General features: G+C 60.0%; 10 protein-coding genes and 1 pseudogene. 6 read left to right on the top strand and 5 right to left on the bottom strand.

Annotated features, from left to right (window positions below):
* Nucleotides 1-143 precede the first annotated feature (143 nt).
* Both ACRAUW_RS05305 and ACRAUW_RS05300 read right to left on the bottom strand, forming a co-directional pair.
* Nucleotides 144-224 (bottom strand): annotated as a pseudogene (locus ACRAUW_RS05305) (4Fe-4S dicluster domain-containing protein); the annotation flags it as partial.
* 133 nt (nt 225-357) lie between these two features.
* The gene (locus ACRAUW_RS05300) at nt 358-2,001 is read right to left on the bottom strand and encodes an electron transfer flavoprotein-ubiquinone oxidoreductase (protein WP_431361452.1); all 1,644 of its coding nucleotides are present in this window, start codon (nt 1,999-2,001) and stop codon (nt 358-360) included.
* Nucleotides 2,002-2,170: 169 nt separating this feature from the next.
* Here ACRAUW_RS05300 and ACRAUW_RS05295 point away from each other — a divergent pair, with 169 nt between their 5' ends.
* The 5 genes from ACRAUW_RS05295 to aroG all read left to right on the top strand — a co-directional run bounded on the left by ACRAUW_RS05295 (nt 2,171) and on the right by aroG (nt 7,962).
* Entirely contained in the window at nt 2,171-2,938 is a 768-nt protein-coding gene (locus tag ACRAUW_RS05295) for an electron transfer flavoprotein subunit beta/FixA family protein (RefSeq protein WP_139412005.1), read from the top strand.
* Nucleotides 2,935-3,861: an electron transfer flavoprotein subunit alpha/FixB family protein gene (locus tag ACRAUW_RS05290; RefSeq protein ID WP_431361451.1), complete on the top strand. Its 927-nt coding sequence runs from the start codon at nt 2,935-2,937 to the stop codon at nt 3,859-3,861. Before ACRAUW_RS05295 ends, ACRAUW_RS05290 begins: the two co-directional genes overlap by 4 nt.
* A 225-nt stretch (nt 3,862-4,086) precedes the next feature.
* Nucleotides 4,087-5,175, top strand: a complete 1,089-nt coding sequence (serC, locus tag ACRAUW_RS05285; RefSeq protein ID WP_120414429.1) for a 3-phosphoserine/phosphohydroxythreonine transaminase — start codon at nt 4,087-4,089, stop codon at nt 5,173-5,175.
* 227 nt (nt 5,176-5,402) lie between these two features.
* Nucleotides 5,403-6,686, top strand: a complete 1,284-nt coding sequence (aroA, locus tag ACRAUW_RS05280) for a 3-phosphoshikimate 1-carboxyvinyltransferase (protein WP_431361450.1) — start codon at nt 5,403-5,405, stop codon at nt 6,684-6,686.
* A gap of 220 nt (nt 6,687-6,906) precedes the next feature.
* A complete protein-coding gene (gene aroG, locus ACRAUW_RS05275) occupies nt 6,907-7,962 on the top strand; it encodes a 3-deoxy-7-phosphoheptulonate synthase AroG (RefSeq protein WP_431361449.1) in 1,056 nt (351 codons plus the stop codon).
* Nucleotides 7,963-8,087: 125 nt separating this feature from the next.
* On the opposite strand, the gene ACRAUW_RS05270 is transcribed toward aroG, so the two are convergent.
* A complete protein-coding gene (locus ACRAUW_RS05270; protein ID WP_431361448.1) occupies nt 8,088-9,683 on the bottom strand; it encodes a methyl-accepting chemotaxis protein in 1,596 nt (531 codons plus the stop codon).
* 256 nt (nt 9,684-9,939) lie between these two features.
* Between ACRAUW_RS05270 and hutW the strand changes: the two genes are divergently transcribed.
* Nucleotides 9,940-11,301 (top strand): heme anaerobic degradation radical SAM methyltransferase ChuW/HutW, encoded by a 1,362-nt coding sequence (hutW, locus tag ACRAUW_RS05265; RefSeq protein ID WP_431361447.1) that lies wholly within the window; start codon nt 9,940-9,942, stop codon nt 11,299-11,301.
* 111 nt (nt 11,302-11,412) lie between these two features.
* Here the strand turns inward: hutW and ACRAUW_RS05260 are convergent, their stop codons facing one another.
* On the bottom strand, nt 11,413-12,813 hold the full coding sequence (locus ACRAUW_RS05260) for a DEAD/DEAH box helicase (protein ID WP_431361446.1): 1,401 nt from the start codon (nt 12,811-12,813) through the stop codon (nt 11,413-11,415).
* 160 nt (nt 12,814-12,973) lie between these two features.
* Nucleotides 12,974-13,450, bottom strand: coding sequence for a glutathione peroxidase (locus ACRAUW_RS05255; RefSeq protein ID WP_431361445.1), 477 nt, complete (start codon nt 13,448-13,450; stop codon nt 12,974-12,976).
* Nucleotides 13,451-13,735 lie beyond the last annotated feature (285 nt).

The following is a 13,735-nucleotide window of genomic DNA, read 5'->3' as shown; positions in this document are numbered from 1 at the left end:
GCTAGCTGGGGCTGCTTGTTGCCGCTGCCCCGCTTCATCACATATTCGGATAATTTGGCCCGGAGCCTCCCTGTGGCGGCGTCTGGACGATGTTTTGGGACTGAGTATCTTTGATGTCAACGCATCTTGGCATAGCCGTTCCATTACATATTGGGATAGTTGGGCCCGGAGCCCCCTTGTGGCGGTGTCCAGACGATGTTTTGGGACTGAGTATCTTTGATGTCACCGCGTCTTGGTATCGCCGTATTTCATCACATATTGGGATAGTTGGGCCCGGATCCTCCTTGTGGCGGTATCCAGACGATGTTTTGGGGCTGAGCATCTTTGATGTCACCGCATCTTGGCATCGCCGTTCCATCACATATTCGGATAGTTGGGCCCGGAGCCTCCCTGTGGCGGTGTCCAGACGATGTTTTGGCTGGGATCTTTAATGTCACAGGTCTTGCAGTGAATGCAGTTGGCGGCGTTGATTTGCAGTTTGGCCGCGCCTTCCATTTCCAGTACTTCAAACACCCCGGCCGGGCAGTAGCGTTGGGCGGGTTCAGCCCAGGTGGGCAGATTGACATCGACCGGAATGCGCTCGTCCTGCAGCTTGAGGTGGCAAGGTTGATCCTCGTCGTGACTGGTGTTGGCCAGATACACAGACGAGAGCTTGTCAAAGCTCAGTCTGCCATCGGGTTTGGGATAATGGATGGGCTCGCAGCGGCTGGCCACGCGCAGCTGACGGTAATCGTGAGCCTTATCGAGCAGTTTGAAGGGCGAGTTTGCGCCAAACAGCCGTTGCTCCAGCCAGTTGAAGGCACCGCCCAACCAGGGACCATAGCGGTGAAGCGCCGCGCCGAAGTTGCGCGCCGCCTTGAGCTCGCGGGCCAGCCAGCTCTGGTGCAGCTCGTCACCATACTGGGCCAGATCCCGGCCTCCTTCATCGCAACCTCGCAGTGCCATCGCGACGGTTTTTGCCGCCAGCATGCCGGACTTCATGGCGGTGTGGATCCCCTTGATCCGGGAAAAGTCGAGAGTGCCCGCATCACAACCGATAAGCAGCCCGCCGGGGAAGTGCATGCGGGGCAGGGCGTGCCAGCCCCCTTTGGTGATGGCGCGTGCGCCATAGCTGATGCGCTCCCCATCTTGCAACACGCCAGCGATAAGCGGGTGATGTTTGAGGCGCTGGAATTCGTCGAACGGGCTGAGCCAGGGATTCTGGTAGTTGAGATCGACAATCAGCCCGACCGCGACCTGATCCCCCTCCATGTGATAGAGGTAGAAGCCACCGTGGCTATTGCCGCCCCCCTGCTTGCCAAGGGGCCAGCCACTGCCGTGCAGCACCTGTCCCGCTTTGCCTTGGCCAGCAGGCAGTTGCCACAGCTCCTTGAAGCCGATGGCATAGTGCTGGGGCTGGGCAGGGCTTGCCAGGTTGAAGTCGGCGATCAGCTGCTTGCCGAGATGGCCGCGGGCTCCTTCGGCAAAGAGGGTGTAGCGACCGAGCAGCGCCATGCCGGGCACATGATCAGCTTTCGGGTTGCCCGCCCGATCCAGCCCCAGATCGCCGGTGATGACCCCCTTGACCCGGCCCGCGTCCATGATAAGTTCGCTGGCGGTAAATCCCGGGTATATTTCGACTCCCAGTTTTTCCGCCTGCTGGCCGAGCCAGCGGCAGAGATTGCCCAGACTGACCACATGGCAACCCTGATTGTGCATCCGGGGTGGCACTGCCCAGGCGGGGAGTTGCAGGGAACGTTGCTCGCTTTGCAGCAGATGAACCTGATCGTCGCTGACCGGTACGCCGAGCGGCGCTTGCTGCCAGCAATCCGGCAGCAGCTCTTGCAAGACGACGGGATCAAACAGGGCGCCGGAGAGCAGATGGGCACCAATTTCCGCCCCTTTCTCCAGCAGACAGACAGAGAGAGTGGCATCCTGCTGTTTCAGGGCGATGGCTGCACTGAGCCCCGCCGGACCGCCGCCGACGATGACGACATCAAATTCCATTGCTTCCCGTTCCATCTTGCCTCTGCGCTCTGGTTGGCCTAGGGTAATGCTGGTAGTTTACGTAAACGTAAAGCGGTTGTAAGTAAAACTGAGCAAGAAAAAGCAAAAAATCAGGGAAGAGCGTACTGCAACAAACGCAGAGGCACACTAATGAATTCAATCCAAAGAGACGAGGCATGACCCCATGAAGCTGCTGGTCGCAATCAAACGGGTAGTCGACTACAACGTCAAGATCCGGGTGAAGGGAGACGGCTCCGACGTGGAGCTCGCCAATGTGAAGATGGGGATCAACCCCTTTTGTGAAATTGCGGTGGAGGAGGGGGTCAGGCTGCGGGAAGCCGGGGTTGCCAGCGAACTGGTTGTGGTGACCTTTGGCCCTGACGCTGCCGCCGAGCAACTGCGCCATGGGCTGGCGCTGGGGGCGGATCGGGCGCTGCACTATATAACCGGTGAGAGTGTCACCGATGAGACGCTCACTCCGCTGACTGTCGCCCGCGCCTTGCACAAGGTGTGTGAGCAGGAGCAGCCGGATCTGGTGCTGCTCGGCAAGCAGTCCATCGATTCAGACAACAATCAGGTGGCCCAGATGTTGGCTGCCCTCAATGATTGGCCGCTGGCGACCTGCGCGTCAGCCCTCAAGGTTGAAGCTGGGGAGCTGCTGGTGACTCGCGAAATCGACGGTGGCCTCGAGACCCTGGGCATGCCGTTGCCTGCGGTGGTGAGCGCCGATCTGCGTTTGAATGAACCGCGCTTTGCCTCGCTGCCCAACATCATGAAGGCCAAGCGCAAGCCGCTTGATAGCGCTCCATTCTCGACACTCGCCGTTGAGGTGGCCAACCAGACCCGTTTGCTCGGGGTGATGGCGCCGCCAGCCCGCAGCGCCGGGATCAAGGTGGGCTCGGTGGACGAGCTGGTGGACAAACTCAAACACGAAGCGAAGGTGTTGCCATGAGCGTGCTGATCATTGCCGAACATCATCAGGGCCATCTGGCCGACAACGTGGCACAACTGGTCACCGCCGCCGGATCCATCGGCGGTCAGGTTGACCTGCTGTTGCTGGGTCAGGGGCTGACCGAGGCGGGTGAACAGGCGGCAGCCCTCAGCGGTGTCGACAAGGTTCTGCTTGCCGAGCATCCCCTGCTGGCCGACGGGCTGCTGGATGGGGTCGACAAGCTGCTGGCCAGCTGGTGCGAAGGTTACAGCCACTGCCTGATGGCGGCGAGTACCATGGGCAAGGCGCTGCTGCCACAGGTAGCGGCCCGGCTCGGGGTGGAGATGCTCTCCGAGGTGACGGCTATCGAGAGCAGCGACACCTTCCTGCGCCCCATCTATGCGGGCAATGCCATTGCCAGAGTGGCAAGCTCGGCGCCCGTCAAAGTGATGACGGTGCGGGCCACCGCGTTTGCCAAGGCGGCGACAGGCGGGCAGGCTCTCATCGAACGCTTGGCCGTGCCCGAATTCTCTGGTCGTACCCGGCTGGTCGAGCGCCGCGCGGTGCGCTCCAGCAGGCCCGAACTGACCTCCGCCCGGGTGGTGGTCTCCGGTGGCCGGGCACTCGGCTCAAAGGCGCAGTTTGCTTTGATAGAAGCGCTGGCCGACAAGCTGGGTGGGGCGGTGGGCGCATCGCGAGCCGCCGTTGATGCAGGATATGTCGCCAACGATCTGCAGGTGGGGCAGACTGGCAAGGTGGTGGCGCCGGAGCTCTATATCGCGGTCGGTATCTCGGGGGCCATCCAGCATCTGGCGGGGATGAAGGAGTCGAAGGTGATTGTGGCCATCAACAAGGACAGCGATGCCCCCATCTTTCAGGTGGCGGACTACGGACTGGTGGGGGATCTCTTCACTCTGCTGCCGGAGCTCACCGCCAAACTGTAAATTTGTCAGAAATGGCTGAGCTGTGGTCGTTTATGCGCTCTGCCTGCCATTTCTGTGCATGTTCCCTGCAAGCCCTGACCCGTTCAGGGCTTTTTCTACTGCAAGGGGGACGCAGAGTGACGGTAAAAGGTTGAGCCAGCTCCCAAAAAGCCTTTGATCCGCTGGCTGCTCTTGTGTAAAACCTGACAAGTCATCGATTACTCTCATCCACTCACGGAAAGCGTCATGAGCAAACAGATTTACAACTTCTGCGCCGGCCCCGCCATGCTGCCGGTTGAAGTCATGGAGCGCGCCCAGCGCGAATTTTGTAATTTTCAGGGGTTGGGTGCCTCGGTCATGGAGCTTTCCCATCGCGGCAAGCCCTACATGGCGGTTGCCGAGAAGGCTGAAGCGGATCTGCGCGAACTGCTGGCGGTGCCGGACAACTACAAGGTGCTGTTTATGCACGGCGGCGGCCGCGGTCAGTTCTCCGCCGTGCCCATGAACCTGCTGGGCGGGGCCAACAAGAAGGCGGACTTCCTGCTGACCGGTGTCTGGTCCCAGAGCGCGGTGGATGAAGCCAAAAAGTATGGCGATATCCAGACCTTCCAGGGGGTTGCCAAGAACGAACAGGGGATCTCTCACCTGCTGCCGACCCCGGCGTTTCGCGCCGATGCGGCTTATGTTCACTACTGCCCGAACGAAACCATTGACGGCATCGAGATGTTCGACATCCCGGCCACCGGCGAGGTGCCGCTGGTGGCAGATCTCTCCTCCACCATTCTCTCCCGTCCTCTCGACGTGAGCCGCTTTGGCATCATCTATGCCGGTGCCCAGAAGAATATCGGGCCGTCCGGGCTTGCCATCGCCATCGTACGCGATGACTTGCTGGATCAGGCGAGAGCCGATGTCCCCTCGATTTTCGACTACAAGCTTACTGCCAAGAACGACTCCATGTTCAACACCCCGCCCACCTACGCCTGGTATCTGGCCGGTCTGGTGTTCGAGTGGCTCAAGGAACAGGGTGGCCTCGAGGCGATGGAAGCGCGCAACAAGGAGAAGGCAGACTTCCTCTATGACTATCTCGATCAGTCGAGCTTCTACGGCAATCAGGTGGATGTCAGCTGCCGTTCGCGGATGAACATCCCGTTCCAGCTGAAAAATGCCGAGCTGGACAAGCAGTTCCTGGCCGAATCGGAAGCGGCTGGCCTGCTGGCCCTCAAAGGGCACCGCATTGTCGGTGGCATGCGCGCCAGCATCTACAACGCCATGCCGCTGGAGGGGGTGAAGGCCCTGGTGAGCTTTATGGATGGCTTTGCCAAGCGCAACGGCTGAGAAGAGAGCCCCTATGTGTTTGCTGGTGGCCTCTCGTGACAACCCGTGAGCCGCTTCCAGCTATTGCAGTGATTCAAGACGCCGGGGATACCCCGGCGTCTTTTTTTCAACAGAACCAGCGTACTGGCGTTTGCCATGCGAATTCCCCTGAAAGCGCCCTTGCCGAGCGGGACGCAGGCTGTTAACGTCCGGACAGGCGTTTATTTTTGAGATAGCACAGGAAGTCTATGAATTCGTTGCGTTTGGAACCCATTTCTCGTGTGGCCGGTGAGGTCAATCTGCCCGGCTCCAAGAGTGTCTCTAACCGTGCGCTGCTGCTGGCGGCGCTGGCCCGGGGCACCACCCGTCTGACCAACCTGCTCGACAGCGATGACATTCGTCATATGCTGGCTGCGCTGACCCAGCTCGGGGTCAAGTACAAGCTCTCCGCCGACAAGACCGAGTGTACCGTGCAGGGTCTGGGCCGCAGCTTCGCGGTGAAAGAGCCGGTCAATCTGTTCCTTGGCAACGCCGGTACTGCGATGCGACCGCTCTGCGCCGCGCTATGCCTCGGCTCCGGTGAATATACCCTGGGCGGCGAGCCGCGCATGGAAGAGCGTCCCATCGGCCATCTGGTGGATGCCCTGCGTGAAGCGGGTGCCCATATCCAGTACCTGAAACACGATGGTTATCCGCCGCTGGTGGTGGATGCCAAGGGGCTGTGGGGCGGCGATGTGCACGTCGATGGCTCCGTCTCCAGCCAGTTCCTGACCGCGTTTTTGATGGCGGCGCCAATGGCGGCCGGTGATACCCGGATCCACATCAAGGGAGAGCTGGTCTCCAAGCCCTACATCGACATCACCCTGCACATCATGAAGCAGTTCGGGGTGGTCATCGAGCACGACAACTACAAGCTGTTCTACATCAAGGGCAACCAGACCTACATCAGCCCGGGGGATTTTCTGGTTGAAGGGGATGCTTCCAGTGCCTCCTACTTCCTCGCGGCGGGCGCCATCAAGGGCAAGGTGCGGGTCACCGGTATCGGCAAGCACAGCATTCAGGGCGATATCCATTTCGCCGATGTACTGGAGAAGATGGGCGCGCGCATCACCTGGGGTGATGACTTTATCGAGGCGGAGCAGGCACCGCTGCACGGTATCGATATGGATATGAACCATATTCCCGATGCGGCCATGACCATCGCCGTTGCCGCCCTGTTTGCCGAGGGCCCGACCTCCATTCGCAATATCTACAACTGGCGGGTGAAGGAGACCGATCGTCTGCACGCCATGGCGACCGAGCTGCGCAAGCTGGGCGTCGAAGTGGAGGAGGGGCATGACTTTATCACAGTGACCCCGCCGACCCAGCTCAAGCACGCCGAGGTCGATACCTACAACGATCACCGTATCGCCATGTGCTTCTCGCTGGTGGCGCTGTCGGATACCCCGGTCACCATCAATGACCCCAAGTGCACATCGAAGACCTTCCCGGATTACTTCGACAAGCTGGCCAGTATCAGCCAGCGTGGCTGATCACTGACAAACCCGTCTTCACCGATGCTTCGGGCCCGCGCTGAGCGGGTCTTTTTGCCTTCCTTATCCGCATTTCCATTTCGCATAGCATCATTTTAATAACTTGCAAGATTGCTATATAAAATAGTTTTGTGATTACTGTAATTTCCTATTTACACATGCGCTGTCGCGGGCTATGTTGAGATTTCCTAATCGCAGTCATCTAGCAGGAAGCCTTGTCATGCAGCATCAAACCGACGACGTTCGTATCAGTGAAATCAAAGAGTTATTACCCCCGGTTGCGGTGCTTGAGAAGTTTCCGGCTACCGAGGTTGCCTCGTCCACCGTTTTTGAATCCCGTCAGGCCATTCACAATATCCTGGCCGGCGAAGATGATCGTCTGCTGGTGGTGATTGGCCCATGCTCCATACACGATCCGGTTGCCGCGCTGGAGTACGGCAAGCGCCTCAAGGCGCTGCGCGACGAGCTGAAAGGTCAGCTGGAGATCGTGATGCGGGTCTACTTCGAAAAACCGCGCACCACAGTGGGCTGGAAGGGGCTGATCAACGATCCGTACCTCGACAATAGCTGCAAGATCAACGACGGTCTGCGCATTGGTCGCAAGCTGTTGCTGGATCTCAACGACATGGGGCTGCCCACTGCCTCCGAGTTCCTCGATATGATCACCCCGCAATATGTGGCGGATCTGATGAGCTGGGGCGCGATCGGTGCCCGTACCACCGAATCCCAAGTACACCGCGAGCTGGCCTCCGGTCTCTCCTCTCCGGTGGGCTTCAAGAACGGCACTGACGGCACCATCAAGGTTGCCATCGATGCCATTGGCGCTGCCAGTGCGCCGCACCATTTCCTGTCGGTCACCAAATATGGTCACTCTGCCATTGTGGCGACCCGCGGTAATCCGGACTGTCACATCATTCTGCGTGGTGGTCGTGAGCCGAACTACAGCGCGGCCCATGTCAGCGACGTTGTGAAGGGGCTGGAGAAGGCCGGTCTGCCCCAGAAGGTGATGATCGACTTTAGTCACGCCAACAGCAGCAAACAGTTCAAGAACCAGATGGTGGTGGCTGAAGATGTAGCCGGTCAGCTGCGTGCCGGCAGCAAGGCGGTGTTTGGTGTGATGGTGGAGAGCCACCTGGTGGAAGGCCGTCAGGATCTGGTGGAAGGGTGTGAACTCACCGTCGGCCAGAGCATCACAGATGCCTGCATCGGTTGGGCTGATACCGAAGTGTTGCTGCGCAATCTGGCGGATGCCGTCGCAACCCGTAACGCCCGCTAAAACCATCCCGGCGGTGCTGTTAATCGTCAACGCGCCGCTGGAACAGCAACCTGCCGTTCGGCCAAATCGAATCCATAAAACAAAAGCGCGACCCTCGGGTCGCGCTTTTTCGTTGGTGAAGTGGATTACCAGCGGTAGGTTTTCAGCAGGGCTTCCAGTTTCTGACACTGCTCGACCAATTGAACGCTGGCGAGGTTGGCGGCGTGTGCCTGACCCAGGGTGTCGTTGGAGGTGTTGCGGATCTGGTTCACAGAGTGGTCCACCTCGTTGCAGACCCTGTCCTGCTCTTCCGCTGACTGGGCCATCTGGGCGTTGAGGTCGTTAATGCGGGCGATGCGCTCGATAATGTTCTGCATGGCTGCCAGGGTCGCTTCGGTCTTGCTGATGCTCTCATCGGCTTTGCTTTTTGCATCCCCGATCACCGTAACTGCGCTCTGGGCCTCATTTTGCAGGGCGGCGATCATCTGGGAGATCTCTTCGCTAGCGGCGCGGCTGCGATTGGAGAGGGCCCGTACTTCATCGGCTACTACCGCAAAGCCACGGCCTTGCTCGCCAGCCCGGGCCGCTTCAATGGCAGCGTTGAGGGCCAGCAGGTTGGTCTGATCGGCAATCCCCTTGATCACCTCGAGCACACCGTCAACAGCCAGGCAGCGGCTGTCGAGTTGCTGGATCACCTGATCCACCCGATCGATCTCTGCCGACATCTCGCCCATGTCAGTGATGGAGTGCTGGGCGAGGCGGCTGGTATCAGCGGCATCCTGATTGGTGAGGGCGGAGAGCTCGGCGCTGTGGCGGGCATGTTCGCGCACTTCATGAGAGCTGGCGGCCAGTTCGCTCACGGCGGCGGCGACCTGGGTGGTCATCCCCTCTTGCTGGCGGGCCGAGTTTTCGGTCTGGGTCGCCACCTGACGGATCTGGTTTGACTCCTGATAGAGCTGGTGGGTTGCCCCTTCCACCTCCTGCAGGCTGTGGCGGAATCCCTGCACCATGTCATTGACGGCGCGTGTCATCTGGCCCAGTTCATCCCGGCTGTGATTGACCAGGGGGAGGGCGAGATCGCGCTCTTTGGCCATCCGGATCATGGTGAGCTGCAGCTGGCGCAGGGGGTGTTTCACGTAGCGTTGCAATACCCACCAGAGCAAGCCGAAGCCGAGACTGAAGACGGCGGCCAGGCTGCCGCTCAGGATCAGGTTGTTGTGGCGGATCTCGCCGAAGGTGTGGCTGAGGTCATAACTGATCCGGACTGCCCCCATCACGGTCCCCTCATTGACCTGGTGACAGGTGAGGCACTGGGTGCCGCGATACTCCTTGTAGGCTTTGAACGGTTTGATCAGGGTGAGCCGGTTGCCCTGCTGCTCCAGAATGGCTTCGCCCTGATTGATGGCTCGCTCATCGAGGGGATCCTGCGCTTTCTGATCCGGGTGACCCGGGCCAAACAGGTTGCTGACGGCGGGGGCGCGCACCAGACGGGCCTCAACGATGCCCGCTTCACTCTTGAGTTTGGTCTGCACGATTTGCCGGTTGGCCATGCCACCAGTCATCATCAGCACGTTCACCTGATCCATATAGGTGTTGGCCATGCTCTCAACTTTCTCCTCTGCCAGCCGGATGGCGAGATCCCGTTGCAGCCAGGCGGAGAGTTCGAAGCAGAGGCCAAAGGTGGTGCTGATGACCAGCGCAAGAGGGAGGAATATTTTCCAGTTCAAGGAGAGGTTATGCATTTTGGGCAAGTTCCATGCGCTTGGTGTTGTTGTGTGATCCCGTATCATCTTGATCGTAGACGAAGAAACGGCGGGAGATGGTTCTCTATTGGCACACGATAACCACTCTTGAGTAAATAATCTGTTAAGCAGATCGGTAATGCAGGTTGCCAAAATGCCTTTCGGGAGGGGGGCGGCTCCTCAGGTTGATCCAGAACAAACCGTTAGTAACGATAATCGTTATCATTGTCATTATTTGCTGATAATAGTGACCATCATGAATCTGACCCCTTCCATGACCGGTATTGCCTCGCCGGATCCCCTCAAGTTTGCTTTTAGCGCCAAGACCTCGGCTCACGCCAGTCGGGGAGGGATGCGCCCCTTCCCGCTGGATGAGGCGGGCTGGCAGAGCTGGTGGCAGCGAGAGAGTGAAGCTGAGGAGCGCGCCCTCTACATCCACATTCCGTTTTGCCGCAAGCGCTGCAGCTTCTGCAATTTTTTCGAAAATGGCGCCAACCCGGCGCGGATCAACCGCTATGTCAACGCCTTGTGCGCCTCCCTTGCGCAGGCGGCTGACACCCCGCTGGCGCAGAGCATGCCATTTTCAGCCGTCTATGTGGGGGGCGGTACGCCGACCGACATGAGCGCCGACGAGCTGGCCATGCTGGCCGCCGTGATCCGCCGTTTCCCGTTGGCGGCCGATGCCGAGGTGACGCTGGAGGGGCGCCTCAACGACTTTGACGATGAGAAATGGCAGGCGGCGCTGGCGGGGGGCTTCAACCGTTTCTCATTCGGTGTGCAGAGCTTTGATACCCGGGTGCGCCAGCAGGCGGCCCGTTTCGATGACAGGGAGACGCTGCTGACCCGTCTGGGTGAGCTGACCCGGGATGATGCGGCTGTGATCGTGGCGGATCTTATCTTCGGTCTGCCCGGTCAGGATGATGCCGTGTGGCAGCAGGATATCCGCGATGTGATGGCGAGCGGTGTGCACGGGGTCGACCTCTACCAGCTGATCGCCATGCAGGGTACCAATCTGGAGCGAGCGCAGGAGAAAGGCACCCTGGATTGGCTCGCCGATGGCCAGCAGCGGGCGGCTATGTATGCCTATGGCGGAGCGCAACTGGAAGCCCACGGCTGGGAGCGCCTCTCTTGCAGTCACTGGCGGCGCAGTCCGGCCGAGCAGAGTCGTTATAACCAGATGGCCAAGCGCGGCGCCGAGATCCTCCCTTTTGGCGCCGGTGCGGGGGGCAACATTCTTGGGCATGGCTTGATGTATGGGCGGGATCTGGCCCCCTGGCACGACGCGCTGGCCAACGGCAAGCGGGCGCCCGGCATGGTGATGGGGCACAATCCCAATGCGCGAATGGACGGTCTGCTCCGTGGATCCCTCGATAGCGGCGTGCTGGCGCTGGATCGTCTGCCAGCGCCTTTGCTGACCCATCTGATGCCGCTTTTTGCCGCCTGGCAGCAGCACGGGCTGGCCGAGATAGAGAACGCACGGTTGCAACTGACCCTCGCCGGACGCTTCTGGAACGTCAATATGCAGGCTGGCTTGTTCGAGTTCTTGCAGCTCAATCCGCTCGATGGTTCTGCGCCGCCCAGCCATGGTACTGCCGCTGTGCGCCATTCGCTGGTCTGAGCCTGAGCGGATCATTTGCACGGAGCACTTGCACGGCTCCGTGCGATCCATAACGAAAGAGGGAGCCTTGCAGGCTCCCTCTTTTGGCTTGGCAGTCAGCGCCGCGCGAGCTTACTCGTCGCTGCTGTCCTGATAGCTGTCGCGCATCGCCTTGGGCAGGCGGCGCATCGGGGTAAAGCCGATATCCTCACCGATCACTTCCCGCTTGCGGGACTTGTTTTGAGGAGCCTGAGCAGGCTTCTTGGCGGTATCACCCTTGGTTTTGCCCTTGCCAGCGGCAGGTTTGCCTTTGGCATTGCTCTTGGCGTTGGCATGGCCGCGCTCACGAGGCGGGTTCTGCACCGGCTTGCTGCCCGGCAGAGTCTGGCGACTCGGTTTGCCGCTCGGCTCATACCCTTCGAGGATCTCCACGGAGAGAGATTGACCGATCAGGGCCTCGATCGCCTTGAGCTGACCCAACTCATCATGGCTGACCAGAGAGATGGCCTCGCCACCGCGACCGGCACGGCCGGTACGGCCGATACGGTGGATGTAATCCTCCGCCATCTGCGGTAGCTCGAAGTTGATCACGTGGGGCAGCTGATCGATGTCCAGGCCACGGGCGGCGATATCGGTTGCCACCAGCACCCGCACCTTGCCCTCGCGAAAATCGGCCAGCGCCCGGTTGCGGGCCCCCTGACTCTTGTCACCGTGAATGGCGACTGTGTCGAGACCATCTTTCTGCATCTGATGAGCGAGGCGATCGGCGATCTGCTTGGTGCGCACAAACACCAGCACCCGCTGCCAGTTGCCACGGCCAATCATGTGAGAGAGCAGCTCGCGGCGGCGTTCCCGATCGACCTGAATGATGCGTTGGGTCACCTGCTCGGCGGCGGTGTTGCTGGGGTCCACCTCGATGAGTGTGGGGTCGTTCAGCAGATCGTCCGCCAGCACCTTGATGTCGCTTGAGAAGGTGGCGGAGAAGAGGAGGCTCTGCCGTTTGGCGGGCAGCGCCTTCATGATGCGGCGAATGTCGACGATGAAGCCCATGTCGAGCATGCGATCCGCTTCATCCAGCACCAGCACTTCCAGCTCGCTCAGGGTCAATGCGCCCTGGGTCAGCAGATCCAGCAGACGGCCCGGGGTGGCCACCAGAATGTCGATACCGAGCTTGATGGCATCCAGATTGGGTTTGATGCTGACGCCACCGTAGGCGATCAGGGTACGAAACGGCAGGTGGTGGGCATATTTGATGATGCTCTCACCCACCTGGGCGGCCAGTTCGCGGGTCGGAGTCAGTACCAGGGCGCGCACCTGACGGCGACCGCGGCCATGGTTGGCCAGCAGCAGCTGCAGCATGGGCAGGGTGAAACCGGCTGTCTTGCCTGTGCCTGTCTGGGCTCCGCCGAGGACATCCTGACCAGCCAGAATAGCCGGAATGGCTTGCTGCTGGATGGGGGTTGGCTGTTCGTAACCCAGCTCCTTGACGGCCCGCAGGATGTGCGGGGAGAGACCCAGTTCGTTGAATGACATGTTCGAGAGAAACTCCTCTGGTGAGCCTTTGGCTCAGCGGATGACTGGCGCGGGCGCCAGCCACAAGATGGAAATGACAACGGGGGCGTAATATAGCAAAAGAGCGGCCGGTGCGCAGTAGCTGTCGCACCGGCCGCTCCTGATGTGCCGCAAAAAGTAATCAGATCAGGTCGCGGATGGGGGCGACCAGACTCTCTGGCTTGGTGGTAGGGGCAAACCGATCCACTACGTTTCCATCACGGTCGATCAGGAACTTGGTGAAGTTCCACTTGACGTTTTCGAGCCCCAGCAGCCCCGGTTTCTCCTTCTTGAGCCACTGATAGAGCGGGTGGGCTTGCTCGCCGTTGACATCGCACTTGGCCATGATGGGGAAGGTAACCGGGTAGTCCAAGGAGCAGAAACGGGCGATCTCCTCGGCATCCCCCGGCTCCTGCTGACCGAACTGGTTGCAGGGAAAGCCCAGGATCACCAGTCCCTCGGGCCCCAGCTCGCGATAGAGGGCTTCCAGCCCTTCGTATTGGGGGGTAAAGCCGCAGCGGCTGGCCACATTGACCATCAGGATCACCTTGCCGGCCAGTTGGGCGAGGGGGTAGGGGGTGCCATCGAGTTGTTGCAGCGTTAGATCGGGCAGAGGCATCACATCATCCTTTTGTTGATTGCATGTCATTGATTGCACATATGTTGCACAGTGTGCTCACAGGGGAAAAGGGAGTTATTCCCATGGTTGATACGGTATCGCTTGGATCTTTTAACGGCAAGGCGTTACGTTAACGGGCAACGAGGCAATGGGGGACTGCTCACACTTTTCCCCTCCATTACGCATCAGGTGAGGGCAGGATCACAATCGGCTCGGAAAAAGGGGGCACAGCCCGCCAAATCGGGTATTGATGGTGGGACTTCTCAAGAGAAGCAAATCGGTTTG

It is taken from the genome of Aeromonas sp. (assembly GCF_050633025.1).
Taxonomy (GTDB): Bacteria; Pseudomonadota; Gammaproteobacteria; order Enterobacterales; family Aeromonadaceae; genus Aeromonas.
The sequence above is the reverse complement of the archived record's forward strand: the minus strand, read 5'-3'. Positions and strand labels throughout refer to the sequence as shown.